This window comes from Segatella sinensis (assembly GCF_040095255.1).
In the GTDB taxonomy this organism is placed as follows: domain Bacteria; phylum Bacteroidota; class Bacteroidia; order Bacteroidales; family Bacteroidaceae; genus Prevotella; species Prevotella sinensis.
This window is the reverse complement of sequence record NZ_JBBNGE010000024.1, coordinates 28,472-51,990: the sequence shown is the minus strand read 5'-3', so window position 1 is coordinate 51,990 and position 23,519 is coordinate 28,472. Positions and strand designations below refer to the sequence as shown.

The window sequence follows — 23,519 nt, the reverse complement described above, 5'->3', positions numbered from 1 at the left end:
GCTAAAAGAGCATCAAATTGCTCCATAATAGAAAAAATTCCTCCAAAAGGAGTGAGTTTCTCAGATTTTATTTGTATCTTTGCCATGTCATATTAGAGTTTTGCTTGTCTTCTTTTCGCAACACTAAGGTAAGTGAAAATTCTGACATGGCAAAATCCTGGGCAACTTTTTGTTGCTCAGGCACTTATAAATAATGTTAAACTATAGTGTTGCGGAATTAAGGATGAACAATTTAAGAAGCATTGTGGAAAAAGTTGCCGCAACCGATGCAAACATCCTCATTACGGGCGAAAACGGAACAGGTAAAGAGGTGTTAGCCAACGAAATACACCGTTTATCCACAAGATGTGGGAAAAAGATGCTGCCTGTGGATATGGGAGCCATTACGGAAACCCTTTTCGAGAGCGAACTCTTCGGTCATGTGAAGGGTGCTTTTACTGATGCCAAGGTGGATAAACCGGGCAAGTTTGAGCTTGCCGACGGCAGTACCATCTTCCTGGATGAGATAGGAAACCTATCCTATGGTCTTCAGGCAAAACTCCTTACCGCCCTGCAACGCAGAAGCATCGTAAGAGTGGGCGGAAGTACGCAGATTCCCATCAACGTACGACTGGTTTGCGCCACCAACCGCAATCTGCAGCAGATGGTAAACGATGGCGAATTCAGAGAGGATCTGCTCTATCGCATCAACACCATCCATCTGGAATTGCCTGCCCTGAGACAGAGAAAATCAGACATCGTTCCATTGGCAGAAAGATTCCTCCGTCAATATGGCGATTTATATAATAAGGTGAATCTCCGTCTTTCGGAAGAAGCTGAGAAAAAACTTACCAGTTTGCCATGGTACGGCAACATCCGTGAACTCCAGCACGCCATCGAGAAAGCCGTGATTCTATCTGATGGCGGAATGATTTCTGCCGAAGATATTGACGGCGGAAACCAGCAGAGAAGAGAGAAGCCCCTGGAAGAGGTTCAGACGCTCGACGAGATGGAGAGCCGAATGATAGAGAAAACCATCAGGGAATGTGAAGGAAACCTGTCGGTGGTAGCCGCAAGACTGGGCATTTCCCGCCAGACGCTTTATAATAAGATTAAGCGATATGGATTATAAACTAATTATAATTATCGTGCTTTTGCTCGTGGCTGTAGTGGGTTACATTCGCCTCTACCGCCACTATCGCCGCAACATCAAGAAGGTAACCTTCCTTTTTGATGCGATAGATAATGGGGATTTCTCCTTCAGCTTTCCTACGGAGAAGAGGTTTAAGGAAGATAATATTCTGCATCAATCCCTCAACCGAATCAAGCTCTTCCTGCAACATACGAGAGAGGAGCAGATGGATCGGGAGAAATATTACGAGCAGATTCTGAATACAGTGGATACGGGCATCCTGGTGGTGGATAGTCACGACAACATCCTGCAGCACAACCAGGCAGCCCTCCGGTTGCTCGATACGGATGTGCTTACCCACATGAACCAGGTAAAAGAGAAACTGAAGGATGAACACCTGGCAAAACATGAGACGCAAGCCATGCTGAAAGACAAGCACGTGCGTATCATCGCCCTGAGCGACGTGAGCTACGAGCTGAGCAATCAGGAGGTGGATTCCTGGATCAAGCTGATTCGTGTGCTGACCCATGAAATCATGAATACCATCACGCCGGTTACTTCGCTGAGCGAAACTCTACTGAAAGAATTGGGCAGCAAGGAGCTGCTGATTGCAGATAACGAATCTGATGATTTACATTCTCTAGACAAATTGATGAAGGTTTCTGAGAAGCTGCAATCTGCTGAGCAAGCAAAGCTGAAGCAAGGCCTGGAAACCATCTACAAAACAGGAACCGAACTGTTGGCTTTCGTCAACAACTATCGCCGTTTCACCCATGTTCCCCAGCCTCAGCCTGCTCTCTTCTATGTGGAACCATTCCTGGAAAGGATGGCTCTGCTCTGCAACCACAAAGTAGAAATAGAAGTTTCTCCAAAGGATTTGCTGGTTTACGCCGACGAGAGCCTCCTCTCTCACGTAGTAACGAATCTTCTGAAGAATGCCGTAGAAGCTTTCAGGGAAAAGGGGAAGTTATCTGCAGAAAGAAACAAGCAAGATGGAAATGAGCAGGGTAGGAACAAGCAGGAATGCCGCTCCGCGGATTTGCAATCCGCGGCAAGCAAGAAGGCATTTATCCGTCTCCATGCCTACGCCAACGCCCAGGAATCCATCATCATCGACGTGAGCAACAACGCCGGTCTCATCCCCGAAGATGTAGCCTCCCACATTTTCATCCCGTTCTTCACCACGAAGCCGGAAGGAAGCGGAATCGGTCTCTCCCTCTCCCGCCAGATCATGCGAGTAAGCGGCGGCAGCCTCTCGCTCCATCAGGACAAGGCACAGGGAATCACCACCTTCCGCATCATCATCCCATAAAAAAGTATAATTTTGGGGAGGAAAGTTTGGCACTTTCGCTTTTTTACCATATCTTTGCCATTATAAAAGATTAAGCTTATGTCAACAGACGATAAGACCATATTAAAGATAAAAGATATAGCTAAATCTGCTATTCCTTCAGGAAGCAAGGCTATATTGTATGGATCAAGAGCGAGAGGTGATGCTCGCAACGATTCAGACTGGGACATTCTTATCCTTTTAGATAAAGACAAGCTGGAACAAACAGACTATGACAAAGTAAGTTACCCGTTTGTCTTGTTAGGTTGCGACCTCGGCACAGAAATCAATCCCATTCTTTACACAAAGAAAGAATGGGAATCGTATAACTTCACCCCTTTTTACGAGAATGTAAATCGAGACGGCATTAGTTTAATATAAAAGTTATGGATCAAGTAAACAAAGACACATTAATCAGTCTGCAAGTAGAAAAAGCCAAGCGCTTTTTAACTCAAGCAGATGAAATGGTTGAACTAAAGCATTGGGATTTAGCAGCCAATCGCTATTATTATGCCTGCTTCCATGCCGTACAAGCTCTATTCATAGCAAAAGGTGTTAATGCCCACACTCATGCTGGCATTAACACCCAATTCAGCTTACACTTCGTAAAGACTGGTATCGTAGATATCTCTTATGGCAGTTTCCTCGCCCGTATGTTCCAATTAAGGCAAAAAGCCGATTACAACTGCGCCTACGAAATTTCCGAAAATGACATCCTGGAAATTATTGGCTTATCACACGATTTTATAAAAGCCATATTAAACTTAGTCAAATAATTACTGATTGCCCTCCTCCACAATCTGTCCATCAAACAGGCGGATGGTGCGATGGGCTATCTTGGCATCATGCTCATTATGCGTCACCATGACGATGGTGGTGCCCTCGTGGTTCAGCTCAGTAAGCAGATGCATCACCTCGGCTCCATTCTTGGAATCGAGGTTACCCGTAGGCTCATCGGCTAGGATGAGCTTCGGACTGAAGACCACGGCACGGGCGATGGCTACTCGCTGTTGCTGACCACCTGATAGCTGGTGAGGGAAGTGCTTGGCACGATGGCTGATGGCCATTCGTTTCATAATCGCCTGCACCTTTGCCTTGCGCTCTGCCTTCGGAATATTGAGGTAGGTAAGAGGAAGTTCGATGTTCTCCTCTACATTCAATTCATCTATCAGGTTGAAGCTCTGGAACACAAAACCGATTTCTCCCTTTCTCACATCCGTACGCTCCTTTTCCTTCAGGTTTGCCACCTCGTGATTACCCAGGAAATATTTTCCCGAAGTTGGGTTGTCGAGCAAACCGAGAATGTTGAGCAAGGTAGATTTGCCGCAACCGGATGGTCCCATAATGGCAACAAACTCGCCGTCTTCTACTGTGAAAGATACATTATTTAAAGCAATCGTCTCCACATCTTCTGTGCGGAATGACTTGCAAAGATTCTCTACTTTTATCATTTTGTTCAATGTTAAGTGTTAAATGTTGAATGTTAAATTAGGGCATACGCCCTTAAATCTGTGAAATCTGTGGGAGACTTATTCATCCTTGAGATATTTCACCGGATTACTGTTAGCCACCTTGTAGCAGTTGATGACGACGGAAAGCCCGATGATGACGAGCAAGATGATGGTAACGCCGATAAACAACAAAGGCGTCATCGTAATCTTCTCGCTGAACGACATGAGCCATTGTCTGGCTATCAGCCAAGCCCCCAAATCGCCCACGATGATGCAAGGCAAGGCAATCTTCATAATGTCCTTCAGGAAGATGCGAAGAATATCCTTCACCTTCGCTCCGTTCACCTTTCTTATCGCAATCTCCTTGCGGCGGCGGTTCACCTCATCACTCGTATAACCCACCAATCCGAAGAGGGCGATGATCATCGTGATGATACCGGCAACCAGGATTCCGTTGCGGAAATGGAGCTGAGAAGCATACTGTAATTCCAGTTCCGACTGATAAGAATATACATTCACCAAATTATTCGGATACATAGTTTGCACCTTCTTTTGGAGTTTTTCTAATGTATCATCCGTCATTTCCTTAAACTTAACCAACATATACGGCGCAACCTTATCTTCATAGAAAACTAAAGCAGGCAAAGACTTGAGGTCCGAATCTTGACCGGTAAGACTACCTATCTGTATATTCCGGAATACACCACAAATAGAGTAAACCTTTCCATCACCCGAATATTCTATACGCTTACCGATAACACCATCTTTCCAATGAAAAACCTTCTGTAATTTTCCAACCATTTTTTCTTCTATCATGATTTGGCTGCAGCTATCATTACGTTCGGTAAAGAAAGATCCTTGTATGATTGGAATCTCCAACATCTTGAAGAAATTATCATCCACGCCTCCAATATCCTGAGCATTGAATTGAGCAGTTTCGTCACCAGGCAAAGCTATCGTATTACCATCTATTCCCCAATCATCCAAAGGGATGGTATAAGTAGATGAGACCATGCTTACATCGGGCATTCGCCTGATTTCTTCCAGGCATTGAACACGACGTTCCCTATCCAAGGCGTCAACTTTCAATATGGCAACATTTTCATAACTATAGCCAGGATTCTGATTCACCATCAAGTGATACTGAGCACTCACAACATAAAGCAAACTGAACAGAAGACCTGATATAACAAACTGAAAACCAAGCAAAGCAAGCTTCCAGCGATTCCGATTTTCCTGATAACCACGAAAGGCTACGGCAACAGGAATTCTACTGTATAACCAACCAGGAACCAATCCTCCCACCAATAACACGAAAAGACAAATGGCTACCAATATCCAACTTCCCCTACAGAACATCAAAGCTTCAATTGGCGCAGAAAGGAAGTTTCTAATTGTTCCTTTACAAAGGAAGATGAATAAAGTCGCAAGCAATACCGCTAATCCAACATGTACCAATGCCTCTGAAAATATGATAGAATGAATATTCTTCGGTGCTGCACCATAACACTTTCTGACGGCCATCTCCCGAGAACGTGTCATCAAATTACCGATAATAATCAGCAGATAATTCATTACCGAAGTAAAAAGGAGCACAAAGGCTATGATTCCTAGAATCCACCCCATCATCTTGATGTAAGAATTTTGAGTATAGACCTCACTAAGTACCACAAAATCATAATTCAATTCCATTCCTGCCTGTTTCAACTCTTTCATAGGAAAATGATCCTGGCGCATCTTGTCAACATAGGGTTTCAATTCGCCTACACCATGTCCTTTTGCTATACGAATATAAGAATTGAATATATCAGAACCAATCCAGTCATTTCTCGCATCAAAAGTACGAACCTGCGGCATCGTTGACATGGACATAACCACTCCATAGGATGTAAAAGTAGAATTCCATGGAAAAGCATCGAATACACCACCTATCGTAAATATGATACCAGGATAATTCGGCACAGAAAAATGCTTACCTACAACATTACCTCCTATCCTTTCAGCAACCCTTGAACTAACCAGACAATATTTAGGACGAGACAAAGTTTCCTTGGCATTACCCATGAATATTCTTTGGGGAAAGACATCGAAGAAGCAACTATCTGCCAATACCATATCAGCAGAGAAAACCTGTTGGTTTTCCAACTTACATTGTGCGTTGCTTTTCAACCAGTTTACTCGGGTTGCAGCCTCTACGATAGGCGCATATTGGGCTATTCCATGAGCCGTAGCTCCCGAAGTTTGATCAAAATAAAGTTTTTCTCCTTTATTATGCCCCACTTCCATAATCTGATACGTCCTCTCCCATCCTGGGAAATAAGTATCGTAAGTCTGCTCGAAATAAATCTCGGCAATAATTACCGAACTGATTGCCAAGCCGAGCGCCAGACACAAGATCTTCACAAAATTGTGCTGGCCCCTTCGAGGCAGATTCTTGAATGCGTTAATAATATGATTCATATCAATATCCTGTTTCTAGGGCGTTAGCCCAATTTATCACTAATCACTACTAATTAAAAACTAATACATCATTATCCTTATAGGCTTCGTAGCCGCTAACGATGACTTGTTCGCCCGGCTCCAAGCCTTCAATCACCTCATAATACTGAGGATTCTGGCGACCGATGGTAATCTTTCGGCGATAAGCCTTCTTGCCACTCTTGTCTAATACAAAGATCCATTGACCGCCCGTTACACTATAAAACGTGCCTTTAGGGATGATTATTGCCTGCTTCGACTGGCCGAGCTGCAAATCTACATAATAAGTCTGACCGGTTCGGATATTGCCAGGGCGAACACCTTTGAAGATGAAGTCGATGCGGAACCTGCCGTCTCTTACCTCGGGATAAACCTTGCGAACCTGCAGGAGATAATGCTTGCCGTTCTGGTCGAAAGTGGCTGTAAGTCCCGGTTTTACCCGGTCGATGTAATGCTCATCCACCTGCGCCTGCACCTTGAAATCGCTGAGGTCGTTGATGACTCCAATCTTCTGTCCGGCAGAAATGCTCTGTCCCAACTCCACATCGAGCAAACCGATTTCGCCCGAAATAGTGCTGCGGATGTTCAGTTTCTCCTTGCGCTGGCGAACCAGCTGCACATTCTTCTGCATGGCTTCCAGATTATCGCCCATCTGATCCATCTGCGAACGGCGGAGCTGGGCATCCTTCTTCAATCGCTTGCTGATGAGCGCATGCTTCTTGACGGCAAGGTCGTAATCTTCCTTTGCCTTGAGATACTCCTCGCGCGAATTGAGTTCTTCCTTGTGCAACGCCGCCTGATGCTGATAGGAACGGCGCTTGGTAATGACATCCTGCGAAAGCGACAGTTCCTCGTTGCTGTTGTTCAGACGGTCCTGCTCCATCGAAATCTGGGTGTTGCGAAGCATGTCCTGCTTTTCGGCAAGTTCGCTTTCGGCATTCAGAATCTCCAGGTCGAGATTCGAATTGCTCAGTTTCACGATCACATCGCCCTTGTTCACGTGGGCACCTTCATCCACCACTTTCTCCAGAACAATACCGCCTTCCTCGGAACTGATCTGTACCACGGAGATGGGAACCACCTGTCCATCCACCGAAACATAATCGTTGAACTGCGCCTTCTCTACGGTTCCGATGCTCAATCCCTTTCTATCCACCTTCAGGGTGGAAGAGAAATTGCCCAATCCCAACCAAATGAGGACTGCGATCAAAACCGCTCCTCCGCCAATCCATGCCCAATACTTGCGAGGCACGAGATATTTTTTCTTTTCTATCTTTATATCCATAATTTATCTTATTAAATTTTCTCCCTGATAATAAGCAACCAATCTCTGTTTGATAATGAGCAGCAACTGCATCTGGAGTTCCTTGATTCTGCTTTCCAGAAGCGTCTGGGCTGCGGTATGAAGATCGAAAGTGGAAAGCATTCCTTCTTCAAACTTCCGGCTCGACATGTGATAGGCGAGCGAATCGGAGGCAACCTTCTTCTGCATCTGATGCAACTCCTTGGCGTAACCCTCTGCATCCATTACCGCCTGGGCTATCTGGTCGTGAAGCTTGCGACGGGTTTCCTCCAGGTTCACCTGCGCCAGTTGCCAGTCGTTGCGTGCCTTCTTCACGCTGTGCCAGCGGTCGCTATTATAAATAGGTATGGAAAGGGTCAATGCGAGGTATTCGCCCTGGTTGTTGCGAAACTGCGAGGCAAACCCATCGTATTGCCCTTTCTGAGAGAGATTCTTGTAATAGTTGGTAGAAATGCCGCCACCGAGAGAGAGTGATGGCAGCAATCTGCCTTTTGCTAGCTTGTAATCATACCGTGCCCGCTCCACTTCGTATTCTGCCGACTTCAAATCGGGAGAAATATTCTGAAAGCCCTGGTAAACGGTTTCGTAGTTTACAGGTAAGATTGACGTTTCTATTTTGTCAGTCCCCAGATTCTCTACCCCATTTGGTTCTACGCTCTGACTACCAGCTTCTTTCTCGCTTTCTTTCAGCATTCCTGATTCCAGGCTTTTCTTCTGAGTCTTCGTCAGAGCCGCCAATTTCAGCTCTTCATCCACCGGAAAATTCATCGCGGATTTCAAGGCGAGCAGACTCTGTTTTGCCACATTCTCCTGATGCGTAAGATTGTATTCATCTTCTGCCACCTGCGATTCCATCTGCACCACATCCGGTCGGCCTTTCTCGCCCAGTTCATACAGTCGCTTCATCTTAGCCAGCATCCGCTTGCTTTCGTTCAGTTTCTCGCTTGCTATCCGAATGCTTGCCTCAGCATAGGCAGCATCCACATATTTCTGCATCACGTCGATGGCTCGGTCGTCCTGAATCTTCTGCATCGCCGTGGCTGAATAATCCCGGCTCAGCTTAGCCTGCTTCAAGGCATTGATGGTGGCGAAACCATCGAAGACATTCAGTTCGGCATAAAGCTGATAATAGTTGTTGAATGTCGTTACATTATTATAAGTATTGGTTTCCGGGTCGATGTTTCGTCCCCAGGCATACTGTCCCTGCACGCCACCCGTAACGGTAGGCAGGAATCCTGCCACAGCATGCTGGTAATCCTGCTTGCGCTGGCGGGCATTCACCACCTCCCGCTTCACCTCCGTGGCGTGCTCCACGGCGTATTTCATGCAGTCGTCAAGGCTCCAGCTCTGTGCCGAGGCACCAGCCGCCCAGACCAACCATCCTATCAATATTCCTATTCTTTTCATAATCTTCTTCATTTTGGCATGATTAGGACAAGAGCCGTGCCAAAACAGCATTTCTCCTGATAATCAAGCCATTAAATAAAAACCCTCATTAAACAAACTGTCCAACAATTAGACACCACCGTCTAATTGTTGGACAGAAAACCGCAGCTCAAAGCTAATCATTCGAAACCAAAGATCAAAGCTGATCATTCATCGCATCCACCACTTGTCCATCAAACAGATTGATGATGCGACTGGCGTAGGTAGCATCGTGCTTGGAGTGCGTCACCATCACGATGGTGGTTCCCTCCTCGTTCAGCTCGCTAAGCAACTGCATCACCTCCATACCATTCTTGGAATCGAGGTTACCCGTAGGCTCATCGGCAAGGATGATGCTAGGCTTGCCCACCACGGCACGGGCGATGGCAACCCTCTGCTGCTGACCGCCCGAAAGCTGATGAGGATAATGCTTGGCACGATGGCTCAGCTTCACCTTTCTCAGAATTTCGAGCACACGCTCCTTGCGCTCCGCCTTCCCCACTCCGAGGTATTTCAGCTGCAAATCCACATTTTCCTCAACGGTAAGTTCATCGATAAGATTGAAGTTCTGGAACACGAAGCCGATGCGACCCTTGCGATAGGCGGTGCGCTCACGCTCCTTCAGATGGCCCACTTCCTCGTTATTCAACCAATACTTGCCCTCCGTAGGACTATCCAGCAAGCCCAGGATGTTCAGCAAGGTTGACTTGCCGCATCCCGAAGGACCCATGATGGCGATAAACTCACCATCTTCTACCTCTATGTTTACGCCGTTCAGGGCGATGGTTTCCACCTCTTCCGTGCGGAATATTCTAGTTAAATTCTCTGTTCGTATCATCGTTAGAAATCTTTTTAAAGTTTATGACTCATTATTCAGCCTTGATGCTGTCTATCGGATTCGACATTGCCGTACGCAGGGTGCAGCCGATAACCGAAACAAAGGCTATCAATAAAGTAAAGATGGCACCAGCCAGCAACACCCACCAAGGGAAGGAGATGCGATGGACGAAATCCATAAGATAAGTCTGCATCAGCTTCACGCAGATAGGAATGGCGATGACCACAGCCACCAGCGAACTGACGAGGAATCTCTTAGCCAGTTGCCAAGCCGCATCCCCAATCGAAGCGCCCATCACCTTGCGCAGGGCAATCTGGCGCTTCTGCTGGTTGCCGTAATAAACCGACATTCCGAAGAGACCCAGGGCAGAAATCAGGATAGAAATGCTCATAAAGGTGATGATGAGCACCATCATATTATGCTTGTCCTTGAGGTTATTCTTCAAAGTATCATCCATATATTCCGCCTCCATTTCCGCAGGAACACCCATCAGTTCCTTAGCCACCTGCTTGCAGGTATTCCTGATTGCCTGCAGCGCCTGGGCATGATCGCCACGGGTTTTCACCAGAACAGCCCATCCACCCTGCTGCGGGGTAATGACTCCAATGGCATTATGCTCCGTTTTCTCATTCTCGCTCAGCGCATCTCCACTATGATAATCGGCAATCACGCCGCACACCTCATATTCATGTTTACCATCCTTCATTCTCATTCCGAACCAAGGCTTGTGGGCAGAAACGCCATAGGCACGCTTCGCCTCTTCCGTTACCCAAATCTTGCCATAGGCTGGCTCGCAATACTGTTCAATCACCCTGACTCCCAGCATCTTCATCGCCGTGGAATCTACCATGAACATACGGAGCATTCCTATCAGTTTTTCATTGTCATCATGCACGCCATTTCCCCAGCTTCTGATAGGATTGGCGTTGCCGTAAGTTGCCTCTTCCACCTCAGGAAGCGCTTTCAGACGGTTTTTGAGAATAGACATCTTCTCCGGCGAACCATCCAAGGAAGAAATGATGGAAACAATATCCTTCGTCTGATAACCCAACGGCAAATCGGCAAGATGCTTCATCTGGAGCATCATCGTTATCGCCATGACTACCAGCGTGATACTGATGACGTTCTGGGCTACGATAAATATCTTGCTGAACCACATCTTGCTGCGCATGCGGATGGTTCCCTTCACCACATCTATCGGATTGAAACGGGAAACCACGATGGCAGGAAGGATTCCCGCAAAGATGGAAATGATGACGTAAGCCAACGGCAGGAACCACAGAAGGTCGAAGGAATGGAACAGGTCGATTTTCGTATCCAACATAGAATTGAACAACGGGATGAATGCCCAGGAAATCAACAAGCCCAGCAGGAAGCAGACTGCCGTGAAGAGCGCCGACTCTTTAAGATAGCGCAGCATCACGCCCTCTACCGATTCGCCCAGCAGTCTTCGGGTAGCCATCTCCTTCGCACGGTTGCCAATCTGAGCCACCGTAAGATTGATGTAGTTGAACAAGGCAGAAAGCAGCAGAACCAGCGCCACAACCAGGAGGATATTCACGAGAGTACGATTTCCATGCTTGAAAATATCGACATCATCATCCGTAAAATGAATCTGGTCCCATCTCACAAACTGGCAGCCCCACATGAAGTCGGATCCACCTGATTCCTTTTTCCACTCCTTCCAGTAGTTTATGTATTTGCCGAGCAAGGTCTGTCTCACCTTTTCGGGGTCGGCTTCCTTTGCCAGTCGCGCCACCGTAGTGCAGGAGCCAAATTGATCCATCGCCTGAGCCTTAGCTTCTATCAGTTTCATCGACACGAAAATATCGTATGGGTTAAGAAGGTCCTCACGGTCGAAATCCTCCATGATTCCCACCACCTTGAGTTGCAGCTTACCGCATTGGATGGTACGGCCGATAGGATTGGCGTTGCCGAAGGCTTTCTTGGCAAAAGATTCCGAAACCATTGCCTGATGAGCATCCGAAAGGAGATGATCCGGCGCACAACCACGGCATTGATAATCCATGAATTGGCAAAAATTCGGGTCGATAGCCAGATATTTTGCCTCATAATACTGGCCATCTATCATGGCTCCCTGCGGAGCATAATATTCACCAAATCTTGTCCATCCCTTGATTTCCGGGATGGAAGGAAAGAATTCCTTGGCTGTGCCCCAGGTCATTCCGAGATAATCGCCGGAACCTGCAACATAGAGTTCCTTCGCCTGCTTCTGATTCGTTCCCACACGATACTCTGCAGTAGCGTAGGAAACGAGAATCAGCACAAAAGCCAGTGCCACCGAGAGGCCCAAGGCCTCTATGGTGGCATAAAGCTTGTTGCGTGATAAGAATTTCACATAACTTTTCATCATATACTCATTTATTTTTTGTTTCACTTAAATCAAACGATAAAGGAAGAATACCATCTCCCTCTTTTCGTTAGCTGCTGCAAAGTTACGGCTTCTCCCGTTTTCAGCCAAGATTTCCGGCAGCCCGGAAGGTGGATTGTATGAATTTCATACACTCTATTGTATGATTATCACACAACAGCCCCGTTTTTGTTTGTCGTTTCGGGAAAAAAGCGTACTTTTGCAAACAAAAAAATAAAAGATATGAAATACGGAACCCTTCTTGTCATCGACGATAATCCGTCGATACTCACGGCGCTGAAGATCTGTCTGAGCTATACGTTCGAACGGATTCTCACCCTGCCCCGCCCCGATACAGCCCCCATGTTGCTGCAACAGGAGCAGGTAGATCTCATCCTGCTCGACATGAACTTCTCACTTGGCGTAAACAGCGGTCAGGACGGCTTGCTCTGGCTCCGCACCTTCCGCCGGCTCCACGCCCACATCCCCGTGGTACTCATCACCGCCTTTGCCGACGTGCAGCTAGCCATCAAGGGATTGAAAAGCGGAGCCGCCGATTTCGTCACCAAACCCTGGGATAATGACGAACTGATAAGGGTGCTCAAGGATGCCATCGACAACAATACGGAAGTGGCAACTTTGGAGAATTTCGAGAACGATTACATCCGGAAGGTAGTGGATAAATGCCACGGCAACATCTCGCGTGCAGCCGAAATGCTCGGCATCACTCGCCAAACGCTTTATGCCAAGCTCAAGCGATAATTCTTTATCACAATCATTCATGATTATAAGCATCTGATATGAACACCATTTTCCACATATATATAATAGGTATCATACTCCTCGTCATAGGAGGTATCATCTATCTCTTCTTGCGTCACCAGCGCAACCTGAAGAGCCGTGCCTTCTTGATGCAAGAGGCTATTCGCAATGGCGATTACTCCTTCCGCCTATCCACCAAGGGATTACTCTTTGGAGAACGAGCCTTGCAGCAAGCCCTCAACGACATGGAGAACGACATCGGCAGACTGGTGGCGCAGCATGAGGTGGAATCTTGGCAAAGGCTAACCCGTGTGCTCACCCATGAGATTATGAATGCCACCGCCCCCATCTCCAGCATCTGCCAAGCCTATCTTAGCAATCCCGACATCCAAGGTTCGTCCTATGAGGAAGGCATCCGAGCCATTCGAGATACCAGCAAATCGCTCACCAGTTTTGTGGACAGCTATCGCAAGCTCACCCAGCTACAAAATCCTGTCATCGAGAACATTCCACTCAAGGATTTCGTGGAAGGCATCAAGCCGCTCTATCCTCAGATAGAATGGCACATCCATATCCCCGAAGATGCCACCTGGTCTGCCGACAAGAACATGCTGCGCCAGGTATTTATCAATCTGACCAAGAATGCCATCGAGGCTCACGCCTCAGCCATCGACATTCGATGCTTCCACAAACATCCAGAGAGCATCGAGAGTTCACAATTCTCAGGCATCTATTTCAGCAACAATGGCGACCCCATCCCTGCCGATGTGGCAAAGGAGATGTTCATCCCCTTCTTCTCCACCAAGCCATCAGGTTCGGGCATCGGCCTCTCCATCTCCCGCCAGATGCTGATGATGCAATCCATCAATCTCTCCCTTGCCGAGCACAATGTGGCAGGCTATCATGTAACATTCCGGATGGAATGAAATATATAATAAAGAAGATGAAACAAAAACTTTTGGTGGTTTCAAGGCTTTTATGTACTTTTGCAAGCGAAACTTACAAATAAAATAATAACATACAATATGAAGAATCTAAAAACAATTATCTTTACCGCTTGCGCCCTGTTCTCACTCGGCGCAGTAGCCTCAACCGAGCATACCACCGTGCAGGGCGACCATGGCAAACTCGATGTAGTCATCCAGCGTCCAGACAATGATGCAGCCAATGGCAACGGAAGCCAAGCAAAGGCCAAAACGAAGGCAGGCAAGAAGACTCCGCTCCTCGTGCTCTGCCATGGATTTGGCGGCAATAAGGAGGGAAAACTCTTCGACTGCCTCGTAGACAGCCTCAACAAGAAAGGCATTGCCGTGATCAGATTCGACTTCAATGGCCATGGCAAGAGCGAGGGAAAATTTGAGGATATGACCGTACTGAATGAGATAGAAGATGCCAAGTGCATCTTGCGCTATGCCTCCTCGCTGCCTTGGGTGAACAAGATTGCGATGGGCGGCCACTCACAAGGTGGCGTGGTTACAGCCATGACCAGCGGACAGCTAGTCGCACAAGCTGACAAGGATATCAAGAAGATACAAGCCGTGGTGCTCCTTGCCCCTGCCGCCGTGCTCCGTGACGATGCCCTGCGTGGCAATACATTCGGCAAGATGTACGACCCCAAGAATCCTCCAGCCAAGATAGAGATGTGGGACGGCAAGGCCCTGGGTGGCAACTATATCCGCACAGCCACCACTCTGCCTATCTACGAGACGGCCAAGAACTACCACGGAGCCGAGTGCATCCTGCATGGCGATGCCGACCGAGTAGTGCCTTACACCTATGGTCAGCGTTTCCACTATCTGAACAAGAAGAGCGAATGGCACTTGATGACCGATGCCGACCACGGATTCGGCGGTCAGGAAGAGCAAGCCGCTCATATCGCCAGCGATTTCTTGGCTAAAGTTTTGAAGTAAAACATCCATTTACCAGCAATAGCATAAAAGTCCTCAACATATAGTACAATCCACTATATGTTGAGGGCTTTTTATTTTTTTAGCAAAATAATTATGGCTATTTGTGGATAATTGTTTATTTTTGCATTGTCATTATGACAAAAGTATTATTAGATAAATTGTAAAACAGCATTAAGTAAGTTATAACAGAAAATATAAAATAACACATTAAACTTTACAACAAAACGAATGATGACAATAGAAGAATACAGAGCTGCTATCTTACAGGCACTGCTCGATGCTAAGAACGAAGACGGTACTCCTGCGCTCAGCGAGAAGGAAGCTACCGAGGCTCTCAATGGATTTACCGACGATGAGCTGCAAGATGGTATCCTCTGGAATACACCTCAGGACGTGGCAGACATCATCCTCGAAGGTTAAGAGATACCAAGCAAGAGCCTACGCAGATGAGATATTTTTATGTATTGTGCAAAGAAACAAGTCGTTTTCTTTGCACAATTCAATTATTATTTGTAAATTTGCAGCCGATTAAGCGATAAGGGTAACTATTTTTCCCCCATCGACAAGCTATAAATAAATAGATTTTTTACCGGTAAAAAAGATATAAAGATAATGAAGATAGAAAACGAAATCATCAGCTCTGTCATCGCGGCGGTGAAGGAGCTTTATGGTCAGGACGTACCTGAAAAGATGGTAGCCCTGCAGAAGACCAAGAGTAATTTCGAAGGTAACCTTACCCTCGTCGTATTCCCATTCCTCAAAATGTCGAAGAAGACTCCTGAGAGAACTGCACTCGAGATTGGTGACTACCTGAAGGAGAACTGCGCTAACGTTATCGCAGACTTCAACGTGGTTAAGGGTTTCCTCAACCTTTCTATCGCTCCTGCCGCTTGGGTAGGACTCTTGAACACCATCAACGCTGACCCTAAGTTCGGCGAGAAGCCTGTTACTGAGAATAGCCCGCTCGTCATGATCGAGTACTCTTCTCCTAACACCAACAAGCCTCTCCACCTCGGTCACGTGCGCAACAACCTCCTCGGCTGGTCATTGGCCCAGATTATGAAGGCCAACGGCAACAAGGTTATCAAGACAAACATCGTTAACGACCGTGGTATCCACATCTGTAAATCTATGCTCGCCTGGCTCAAGTGGGGCAATGGCGAAACTCCTGAGACTTCCGGCAAGAAGGGCGACCACCTCATCGGCGACTACTATGTAGCCTTCGACAAGCACTATCGTGAGGAAATCGCAGAGCTCAAGGCTCAGTACATGAAGGAGGGCATGGAAGAAGAAGCTGCCACAGAGAAAGCAAAGGCAGAGGCTCCATTGATCAAGGAGGCTCACGAAATGCTCGTGAAGTGGGAAAACAACGACCCTGAGGTTCGCGCTCTCTGGCAGAAGATGAACAGCTGGGTTTACGCTGGCTTCGATGAAACTTACAAGATGATGGGTGTAAGTTTCGACAAGATATATTATGAGTCAAATACTTACCTCGAGGGTAAGAAGAAGGTAGAGGAAGGATTGGAGAAGGGTCTCTTCTTCCGCAAGGACGACAACTCTGTTTGGGCTGACCTCACCAACGAGGGCCTCGACCAGAAGCTCCTGCTCCGTTCTGACGGTACTTCTGTTTATATGACTCAGGACATCGGTACTGCCGACCTCCGCTTCAAGGACTTCCCTATCGACAAGATGATCTACGTAGTAGGTAACGAGCAGAACTACCACTTCCAGGTGCTCTCTATCCTGCTCGACCGCCTCGGCTTCAAGTGGGGTAAGGACTTGGTTCACTTCTCTTACGGAATGGTAGAGCTGCCTAACGGTAAGATGAAGAGCCGCGAGGGAACCGTAGTAGATGCAGATGACCTGATGGCAGAGATGATCAAGGATGCTCGCCAGACAAGCGATGAGCTTGGCAAGTTCAAGGACATGAGCGAGGAAGAGCGCCAGGAGATTTCACGTATCGTGGGTCTCGGAGCGTTGAAGTACTTCATCCTCAAGGTAGATGCCCGCAAGAACATGCTCTTCAACCCAGAGGAGAGTATCGACTTCAACGGTAACACAGGTCCTTTCATCCAGTACACCTACGCTCGTATCCGCAGCATCATGCGTAAGGCTGCTGCCGAGGGCATTGAGATTCCTGCAGAGTTGGGCGCTGATGCTCCTATCAACGAGAAGGAGATCGACCTCATCCAGAAGATGAACGACTTCGCTGCAGCCGTAGCCGATGCCGGCAACAACTACAACCCTGGTGGCATTGCCAACTACTGCTACGAGCTGACCAAGGAGTTCAACCAGTTCTATCACGACTACAGCATTCTGAATGCTGAGAGCGAGGCAGAGAAGATTACCCGCCTGGTTCTCGCAGCCAATGTTGCCAAGATTCTGAAAAATGGTATGGCTCTGCTCGGCATCGAGGTTCCTGAAAGAATGTAAAATTTTAGGTAATTAGAAGTTATCAGGAGTATAGCACTCCTGAAAAACTTCTCAAGATATAATTAACCTACAATTTAAAAATTGAATATTGACTATTGACAAATAATGAGCATCCCCAGAGCCAGACTTTGGGGCTTGCTCATTTCTTTTTTATATAGGTCAGTAATACCAATACAGAACTCTCGTATGCGGCTCTGTAAAACACAAATCATCTATCAAATAAAAGAAACGCAAATGAGTAAAATGCCAGTAAATCCTCCTTCATGGAGAAACGATACAGTCTTGCCTTTGCCCAATGAGGTGAAGGCGAACGCCTGGGCTGTGGATGCAGCCTGCTCCGGAAATCCCGGTCCCATGGAATACCAATGCATTGATCTTCAGACTGGTGCACAGGTTTTCCACTATGGTCCTATCCACGGCACCAACAACATCGGCGAGTTCCTCGCCATCGTCCACGCCCTCGCCCTGATGGACCAGAAAGGCATTACCGACAAGGTAATCTACAGCGACAGCGTAAATGCCCAGCTCTGGGTAAACAAGAAACAATGCAAGACCAAACTGGAGCGCACTCCTCAAACCGAGCAGCTCTATCAGGTCATCGCCCGTGCCGAAAACTGGCTCCGCACCCACCCCATCACCGTCCCTATCTTTAAATGGGAAACGAAGAAATGGGGCGAGATTCCAGCCGATTTCGGAAGAAAAGGCTAATACTGACGATGCATAAAGCGGTTTGTATCGATTATTGCCTCACTATGGCACAACATTGCCCCTTACCAGGGCAATAAACTGCCATTGCCAGGCACAAAACGATACGTCGGGAGCTGGTAAAACAACCACTCTCTTTTTTACTCTTCACTCTTCACCAAATCGGCTGAAACCCCGATAAACACTGGGGTTGCGAGAGGTGAAGAGTGGCGCATCACTCTTCACCACTCTTCACCCCTTTATCTTCGGATTACGCACGAAAATTAAATGAAAAATCGACCTGCTCGGTCTTTGAAGAAAGTCACGCAGATTTCGCAGATTTCGCAGATTTTCCGGGTGAAGAGTGGGTGAAGAGAGGTGAAGAGTGGCGCACCACTCTTCACCCGTGCAAGTTTCTAAGCTACAGATATTTATGCCATTCCAGTGAAGAGTGAAGAGTATTTTTGAAAGTGGCTTGCATTCGGCTCAAAAATTTTGTTTCTCTGCACCGGCTATCGAAAGAGAAGTCATCTGTGTCTAAAAGACGGTCGTCTATTAAGACCCGCCGGAGGCTTAAATGATGGCAGACGCCGGTCATCAATGAAGCCCCCAAAAGGACTAGGACTGTTATTTTATCCTCCAGGATACGAAAATACAAAAATAATTTGGAGGTTTCAGGAATTAATCGTAAATTTGCACCAAATCTAAACAGATTCATAACTAGCTAACTTGTAATTATTAATAATTCAACCAGACAATGAAACAAAAACATTTATTTTGGGGAGCTGCGGTTGCATTGACCTTCCTCTTCAGCGCATCAGCTATTGCACAACCTAGACACACCAAGAAAAAGGTGAAGAAGGTGGTGGAAACCAAAGTTGACGTCTGTCCATTTACCGACAAATGGGTAGAAGACGAAACTAAGTTTGAGGATCGCAAGGAAAAGGCGCACGCTACTTTCGTGCCTTATTCCTCTACTGCCACCATGCAGAAGGACGATTACTTCAAATTCCCATGGCTCACTCCTAAGCACGCCAACTACCTTCTGCTCAACGGAAAGTGGAAATTTCACTACACAGCCGACTGGAAGCAGGGCAAGCCAGAAAAGGATGATTTCTGGGCTGACAACGCAGACGTTTCTTCCTGGAAGGAGCTCCAGGTACCTCTCAACTGGGAGATGGCGGGATATGATGTGCCTGTATATAATAATGTGGGCTATCCTTTCGAGAACAAACCGCCATTCATCACAGCCTTCAAGGATAACTTCGACAAGAATCCGGTAGGTTCTTATCGCCGTAACTTCAACCTGCCTGAGGGTTGGGAAACTGGCAAGCGTGTGTTCCTGCACTTCGACGGTGCCTGCAGCGCCATCGTGGTTTGGGTAAACGGTAAGTATGCCGGCTATTCACAGGGAGCCAATACCGATGCTGACTTCGATGTGACCAACCTCGTCCGCAAGGGCGACAACAACGTATCTGTACGCGTTTACCGCTGGAGCGACGGCTCTTACCTGGAGGGACAGGATATGTGGCACCTCGGTGGTATTCACCGCGATGTTTATCTCGTAGCTACTCCAAAGACCTTCGTAGCAGACCATTACATCACATCTGCCCTGAACAAGGATTACACATCAGGCAACCTGAATGTTGACCTGACCATCGATAATGCAGCCAAGGAGAAATCTGAGAAGACGCTGGAGATTGAACTCCTCGACCCACAGGGCAAGTCTGTTGCCAAGCAGTCTGCTCAGGTTGCCATGACTGCCAAGGATGCTCAGAAGAACTGTCGCCTTAGCATCGACAACCTCACCGGTCTGAAGGCCTGGACCTCAGAGCAGCCTAATCTCTATACCGTTATCGTTCGCCAGAAGGCAGGCGACCAGGAAGAGATGGTATTCTCTACCAAATACGGTTTCAGAGAGGTGACCATCAAGGATAAACTGGTTTATGTAAACGGCAAGCGAGTATTCTTCAAGGGTGTCAACACCCAGGATATTCATCCACTCTATGGTCACGCCATCGACGTGAAAACCATGCTTCGCGACGTGATTCTGATGAAACAGGCCAATGTGAACACCGTTCGTACCAGCCACTATCCTCGTCAGGCTAAGATGTATGCCATGTTCGACTACTACGGATTATACTGTATGGATGAGGCTGACGTAGAGTGCCACAACAACCAATCTCTCTCAAACAACCCTACCTGGCGCGCAGCCTACGTTGATCGCACAGAACGCATGGTGTTGAGAGACCGCAACCATCCTAGCGTGGTATTCTGGTCGCTCGGTAACGAGTCGGGCGGTGGCGACAACTTCCAGGCTACCTACGATAAGGTGAAGGAACTCCTGCCTGGTCGCGATGCTTGGGTTCACTACGAGGGTTACAATCACGGTGCCAAGTACTCAGACTTCGGTTCAGACATGTATCCAAGAATCGAGGTAGTGAAGAAGCAGATGAACGGCCTCAACGACAAGCCTTACTTCATCTGTGAGTATGCTCATGCCATGGGTCAGGCTGTAGGTAACCTGCAGGAATACTGGGATCTCATCGAGGCAAGTACAGGTATTACCGGTGGCTGCATCTGGGACTGGGTTGACCAGGGAATCTACGATACACGCCGCATCCGCAAGGGACTTCCTTTGAAGGATCCTAAGACCGGACTCCACTACTACACATCCGGTTACGACTACACCAAGATGAACAACGGTTACAGAGGATTCCAGGGCGACTTCATGAGCAACGGTATCATTACTCCAGGAAGAGAGTGGACAGCTAAGCTCACCGAGGTGAAGTATGTTTATAGAGATGTGAACTTCGAATCTTTCTACAGCCGCGTACTCACCTTGAAGAACAAGTGCGCATTCACCAATCTGGCTGATGTCTATGATCTCAGCTACGAGGTGCTCCGCAATGGCGTTTCTGTAGAGAAAAACCAGGTGGCTATCCCATCTGTATTGCCAGGCAAGACCTGCGACATCAACATCCCATACACCACCGCTGTAGATGATAAGGCGGAGTATGTCATCACCTTCAGCCTCGTTCTGAAGAAGTCAACTTCCTGGAGCAAGCAGGGTTATGAGATGGCTCAGCAGCAGTTCAAGCTTTCTGCAGAGAATGTAGCAGGCACATCTGTAGCCGACCCTACCTTCGTGCAGAAAGACCATGGCAAATTGCCAGCTATCGAGGAGAAGGGCAAGCTGAAGGTGAAGGATAACACCATCACCGGCAACGACTTCAGCATCACATTCGCAGAGGATGGAACCCTCGCCAACTGGACTTATCGCAATACCCAGCTCGTTCAGCCTAACGCAGGTCCTGACTTCAACGGTTTCCGCCGCATTGCCAACGATAACGTGAACCTGGGTGCTACAGGTGGTGTTGCCGAGAACGAGAATAAGGAAGAGGGTGCACTCACCGGCAAGAAGATGATGGTGAAGGCTCCTAAGAAGCAGGGCAAGAACGTGGTTGTGGAAACTGCCGTTACCAACGGTAAGGATACTCACCAGATTGCTTACATCATCTATCCTAACGGAACCGTGGATATGAAGGTAACAACCAACAATTCTTCTGAGGAAACCCGAAAAATTGGTATTGCCATGCAGTTTGCTCCTGGTTTCGAGAACGTGGAGTATTATGCCAAGGGTCCTTGGAGCAACTACATCGACCGCCAGAGAGGTTCGCTGTTAGGTTTGTACAAGACCACCGTGGATGGCATGTTCGAAGAGCAGAGTGCTCCTCAGACCATGGGCGACCGCCAGGGCCTCCGCCAGTTGACATTGGACAACAACAGCACGAAGTTGCAGATTACCACCGAGGGCATGGTAGCCTTCTCGTTGTCTCACTTCGATGATGCCCAGTTCAACTACGACGTATTCTATGGTGGCAAGCATCCTTACGACCTGGTACGCTCTAACCAGATTTTCGCTCACTTCGATTTCTGGCAGCGTGGCATTGGTAACCGCAGCTGTGGTGGTGATTCTTGTCTGCCACAGTACATGACTCCAACAGGAGCTCATGAGTTCACCTTGCGCTTCACTCCGATGGCGAAATAAGGAAATAGAATAAGATATAAAAAAAGGTGGGTGCTACACAAATTGTTGTAGCACCCACCTTTTTTTATATCTTGTCTTATTCTTATGTTTGAATGTTTAGTAATCCTGGATGTAGCCCTTGGTAAACATGTCATACGACAGGGCTTCCAGTTCAGCGAGCGTCATGTGCTCCACGGCGTGCTCTATCTTGCGAATCAACTCGTCTCGCTTGAAATCGTCGTTATCGCTCAGGCGCGATGTAAATCTATTGCTCATTTCTTTACTTTGAACTTTGAATGTTGAACTTTGAACTTTATGATTAGCTTTGGGGCTTCTATGAAACTATTGGCGTTCATAGATATTGATGACGTTTCCATCATACGCCTCATGGCTCACTAACCGTATATTATGAGGAAGCTTTGGCGCTGCAGTTCCGGCAGTTACCACGTTTTCCACATCTGTGGATAAAGATGTTTCTACCCTGATTTCATCCCATAATCCGGCATCGAGGAAAGCCTGATGGGTGATGGCTCCACCTTCTACTATCAGCGATTGCACCTTATTATTATATAGGTACTGCATCATCTGCTTCAATACCTCTTCCTTACCCTTGGAGAAATCCAAACCCTCGAAACAAGGATGATGGCGGTCGATAACCAGTCGCATCGGATCCTTGCCGCTCCAGTCTCTCACGTTGAGCTGGCTATGGTCACGTTCATCGGTGATTCTACCCACCAGGATGGCATCGTTCTCGGCACGAAGCTTATGCGAAAGCATCTTGGTAAATGGCGACGAAATCGCCATTTCCTGATAATTATTATCCAGAAAACCATTCGCAGTCTGCGCCCATTTCAGGATGATGTATGGTCGCTGATGGGTATTGAAGGTGATGAAGCGCTTGTTCAGTTCTAGGCATTCCGCCTCTAGAACACCCACCGTTACCTCGATGCCTGCCTCACGAATCTTCCGGATCCCACGACCCTGCACCTTGGCGAAAGGATCCACGCAGCCACAGACACATCTCCTTACACCTTTTCTTACGATAAGGTCGGCACAAGGAGGCGTCTTGCCATAATGAGAACACGGTTCGAGACTCACGTAGATGGTGGCTTCCTTCAGCAGAAGCTCATCTTCGGGCTTCACAGACGCAAAGGCATTGACTTCAGCGTGCCCCTCACCACATCTTACATGATAGCCCTCGCCGATTATTCTGCCCTCTTCGCTCACGATGACGGCGCCCACCATCGGATTAGGCTTCGCATTCTGCCTACCGTTCTTAGCCAACTGCAGGCAGCGGCGCATGAACATTTCGTCTATCTCCTGCAGACTAAGCGGTTCGCCCGTCAGCGGATTCAGAAAAGATACTTTATTTCGTTCCATATTCTATTTTTCT

The 23,519-nt window shown here is 47.5% G+C and carries 18 protein-coding genes and 1 pseudogene; 11 read left to right on the top strand and 8 right to left on the bottom strand.

What is annotated here, in order from left to right:
* Positions 1–223 precede the first annotated feature (223 nt).
* From AAAT87_RS08385 to AAAT87_RS08370, 4 genes and pseudogenes are all read left to right on the top strand, one after another.
* Positions 224–1,111: pseudogene (locus AAAT87_RS08385) on the top strand (sigma-54 interaction domain-containing protein); the annotation flags it as partial.
* Positions 1,101–2,423 (top strand): sensor histidine kinase, encoded by a 1,323-nt coding sequence (locus tag AAAT87_RS08380; protein WP_349226188.1) that lies wholly within the window; start codon positions 1,101–1,103, stop codon positions 2,421–2,423. The pseudogene AAAT87_RS08385 and the gene AAAT87_RS08380, both read left to right, overlap by 11 nt.
* A 78-nt stretch (positions 2,424–2,501) precedes the next feature.
* Positions 2,502–2,822, top strand: a complete 321-nt coding sequence (locus tag AAAT87_RS08375; RefSeq protein ID WP_022111204.1) for a nucleotidyltransferase domain-containing protein — start codon at positions 2,502–2,504, stop codon at positions 2,820–2,822.
* A gap of 5 nt (positions 2,823–2,827) precedes the next feature.
* Entirely contained in the window at positions 2,828–3,217 is a 390-nt protein-coding gene (locus AAAT87_RS08370; RefSeq protein ID WP_089543306.1) for a HEPN domain-containing protein, read from the top strand.
* Here the strand turns inward: AAAT87_RS08370 and AAAT87_RS08365 are convergent, their stop codons facing one another.
* From AAAT87_RS08365 to AAAT87_RS08340, 6 genes are all read right to left on the bottom strand, one after another.
* A complete protein-coding gene (locus AAAT87_RS08365; RefSeq protein ID WP_349226187.1) occupies positions 3,218–3,892 on the bottom strand; it encodes an ABC transporter ATP-binding protein in 675 nt (224 codons plus the stop codon).
* 78 nt (positions 3,893–3,970) lie between these two features.
* A complete protein-coding gene (locus AAAT87_RS08360) occupies positions 3,971–6,352 on the bottom strand; it encodes an ABC transporter permease (protein ID WP_349226186.1) in 2,382 nt (793 codons plus the stop codon).
* Positions 6,353–6,401: 49 nt separating this feature from the next.
* A complete protein-coding gene (locus AAAT87_RS08355; protein WP_316210721.1) occupies positions 6,402–7,655 on the bottom strand; it encodes an efflux RND transporter periplasmic adaptor subunit in 1,254 nt (417 codons plus the stop codon).
* A 3-nt stretch (positions 7,656–7,658) separates the two neighbouring features.
* Positions 7,659–9,080, bottom strand: a complete 1,422-nt coding sequence (locus tag AAAT87_RS08350) for a TolC family protein (RefSeq protein ID WP_349226185.1) — start codon at positions 9,078–9,080, stop codon at positions 7,659–7,661.
* Between the two features lie 175 nt (positions 9,081–9,255).
* Positions 9,256–9,936, bottom strand: a complete 681-nt coding sequence (locus tag AAAT87_RS08345) for an ABC transporter ATP-binding protein (RefSeq protein WP_118311189.1) — start codon at positions 9,934–9,936, stop codon at positions 9,256–9,258.
* 31 nt (positions 9,937–9,967) lie between these two features.
* On the bottom strand, positions 9,968–12,310 hold the full coding sequence (locus AAAT87_RS08340; RefSeq protein WP_349226184.1) for an ABC transporter permease: 2,343 nt from the start codon (positions 12,308–12,310) through the stop codon (positions 9,968–9,970).
* 240 nt (positions 12,311–12,550) lie between these two features.
* Here AAAT87_RS08340 and AAAT87_RS08335 point away from each other — a divergent pair, with 240 nt between their 5' ends.
* From AAAT87_RS08335 to AAAT87_RS08305, 7 genes are all read left to right on the top strand, one after another.
* Positions 12,551–13,069 (top strand): response regulator, encoded by a 519-nt coding sequence (locus AAAT87_RS08335; protein WP_349226183.1) that lies wholly within the window; start codon positions 12,551–12,553, stop codon positions 13,067–13,069.
* Positions 13,070–13,107: 38 nt separating this feature from the next.
* On the top strand, positions 13,108–13,995 hold the full coding sequence (locus AAAT87_RS08330) for a sensor histidine kinase (protein ID WP_288232498.1): 888 nt from the start codon (positions 13,108–13,110) through the stop codon (positions 13,993–13,995).
* Positions 13,996–14,094: 99 nt separating this feature from the next.
* Entirely contained in the window at positions 14,095–14,979 is an 885-nt protein-coding gene (locus AAAT87_RS08325; protein WP_295025323.1) for an alpha/beta hydrolase family protein, read from the top strand.
* A gap of 228 nt (positions 14,980–15,207) precedes the next feature.
* A complete protein-coding gene (locus tag AAAT87_RS08320; protein ID WP_349226182.1) occupies positions 15,208–15,399 on the top strand; it encodes a hypothetical protein in 192 nt (63 codons plus the stop codon).
* 192 nt (positions 15,400–15,591) lie between these two features.
* A complete protein-coding gene (argS, locus tag AAAT87_RS08315) occupies positions 15,592–17,412 on the top strand; it encodes an arginine--tRNA ligase (protein ID WP_349226181.1) in 1,821 nt (606 codons plus the stop codon).
* A gap of 234 nt (positions 17,413–17,646) precedes the next feature.
* Positions 17,647–18,120, top strand: coding sequence for an RNase H family protein (locus tag AAAT87_RS08310; protein WP_349226180.1), 474 nt, complete (start codon positions 17,647–17,649; stop codon positions 18,118–18,120).
* A gap of 733 nt (positions 18,121–18,853) precedes the next feature.
* Entirely contained in the window at positions 18,854–22,147 is a 3,294-nt protein-coding gene (locus AAAT87_RS08305; protein WP_349226179.1) for a glycoside hydrolase family 2 TIM barrel-domain containing protein, read from the top strand.
* Positions 22,148–22,243: 96 nt separating this feature from the next.
* Here the strand turns inward: AAAT87_RS08305 and AAAT87_RS08300 are convergent, their stop codons facing one another.
* Positions 22,244–22,402, bottom strand: coding sequence for a hypothetical protein (locus AAAT87_RS08300; RefSeq protein ID WP_187360455.1), 159 nt, complete (start codon positions 22,400–22,402; stop codon positions 22,244–22,246).
* A 66-nt stretch (positions 22,403–22,468) separates the two neighbouring features.
* On the bottom strand, positions 22,469–23,506 hold the full coding sequence (ribD, locus tag AAAT87_RS08295) for a bifunctional diaminohydroxyphosphoribosylaminopyrimidine deaminase/5-amino-6-(5-phosphoribosylamino)uracil reductase RibD (protein WP_349226178.1): 1,038 nt from the start codon (positions 23,504–23,506) through the stop codon (positions 22,469–22,471).
* Between the last annotated feature and the right edge of the window lie 13 nt (positions 23,507–23,519).

Bases quoted from the DNA above. Each gene is read 5' to 3' on its own strand.
- AAAT87_RS08380 (WP_349226188.1), top strand. From the start codon at position 1,101: ATGGATTATAAACTAATTATAATTATCGTGCTTTTGCTCGTGGCTGTA.
- AAAT87_RS08375 (WP_022111204.1), top strand. From the start codon at position 2,502: ATGTCAACAGACGATAAGACCATATTAAAGATAAAAGATATAGCTAAA.
- AAAT87_RS08370 (WP_089543306.1), top strand. From the start codon at position 2,828: ATGGATCAAGTAAACAAAGACACATTAATCAGTCTGCAAGTAGAAAAA.
- AAAT87_RS08365 (WP_349226187.1), bottom strand. From the start codon at position 3,892: ATGATAAAAGTAGAGAATCTTTGCAAGTCATTCCGCACAGAAGATGTG.
- AAAT87_RS08360 (WP_349226186.1), bottom strand. From the start codon at position 6,352: ATGAATCATATTATTAACGCATTCAAGAATCTGCCTCGAAGGGGCCAG.
- AAAT87_RS08355 (WP_316210721.1), bottom strand. From the start codon at position 7,655: ATGGATATAAAGATAGAAAAGAAAAAATATCTCGTGCCTCGCAAGTAT.
- AAAT87_RS08350 (WP_349226185.1), bottom strand. From the start codon at position 9,080: ATGAAAAGAATAGGAATATTGATAGGATGGTTGGTCTGGGCGGCTGGT.
- AAAT87_RS08345 (WP_118311189.1), bottom strand. From the start codon at position 9,936: ATGATACGAACAGAGAATTTAACTAGAATATTCCGCACGGAAGAGGTG.
- AAAT87_RS08340 (WP_349226184.1), bottom strand. From the start codon at position 12,310: ATGATGAAAAGTTATGTGAAATTCTTATCACGCAACAAGCTTTATGCC.
- AAAT87_RS08335 (WP_349226183.1), top strand. From the start codon at position 12,551: ATGAAATACGGAACCCTTCTTGTCATCGACGATAATCCGTCGATACTC.
- AAAT87_RS08330 (WP_288232498.1), top strand. From the start codon at position 13,108: ATGAACACCATTTTCCACATATATATAATAGGTATCATACTCCTCGTC.
- AAAT87_RS08325 (WP_295025323.1), top strand. From the start codon at position 14,095: ATGAAGAATCTAAAAACAATTATCTTTACCGCTTGCGCCCTGTTCTCA.
- AAAT87_RS08320 (WP_349226182.1), top strand. From the start codon at position 15,208: ATGATGACAATAGAAGAATACAGAGCTGCTATCTTACAGGCACTGCTC.
- argS (WP_349226181.1), top strand. From the start codon at position 15,592: ATGAAGATAGAAAACGAAATCATCAGCTCTGTCATCGCGGCGGTGAAG.
- AAAT87_RS08310 (WP_349226180.1), top strand. From the start codon at position 17,647: ATGAGTAAAATGCCAGTAAATCCTCCTTCATGGAGAAACGATACAGTC.
- AAAT87_RS08305 (WP_349226179.1), top strand. From the start codon at position 18,854: ATGAAACAAAAACATTTATTTTGGGGAGCTGCGGTTGCATTGACCTTC.
- AAAT87_RS08300 (WP_187360455.1), bottom strand. From the start codon at position 22,402: ATGAGCAATAGATTTACATCGCGCCTGAGCGATAACGACGATTTCAAG.
- ribD (WP_349226178.1), bottom strand. From the start codon at position 23,506: ATGGAACGAAATAAAGTATCTTTTCTGAATCCGCTGACGGGCGAACCG.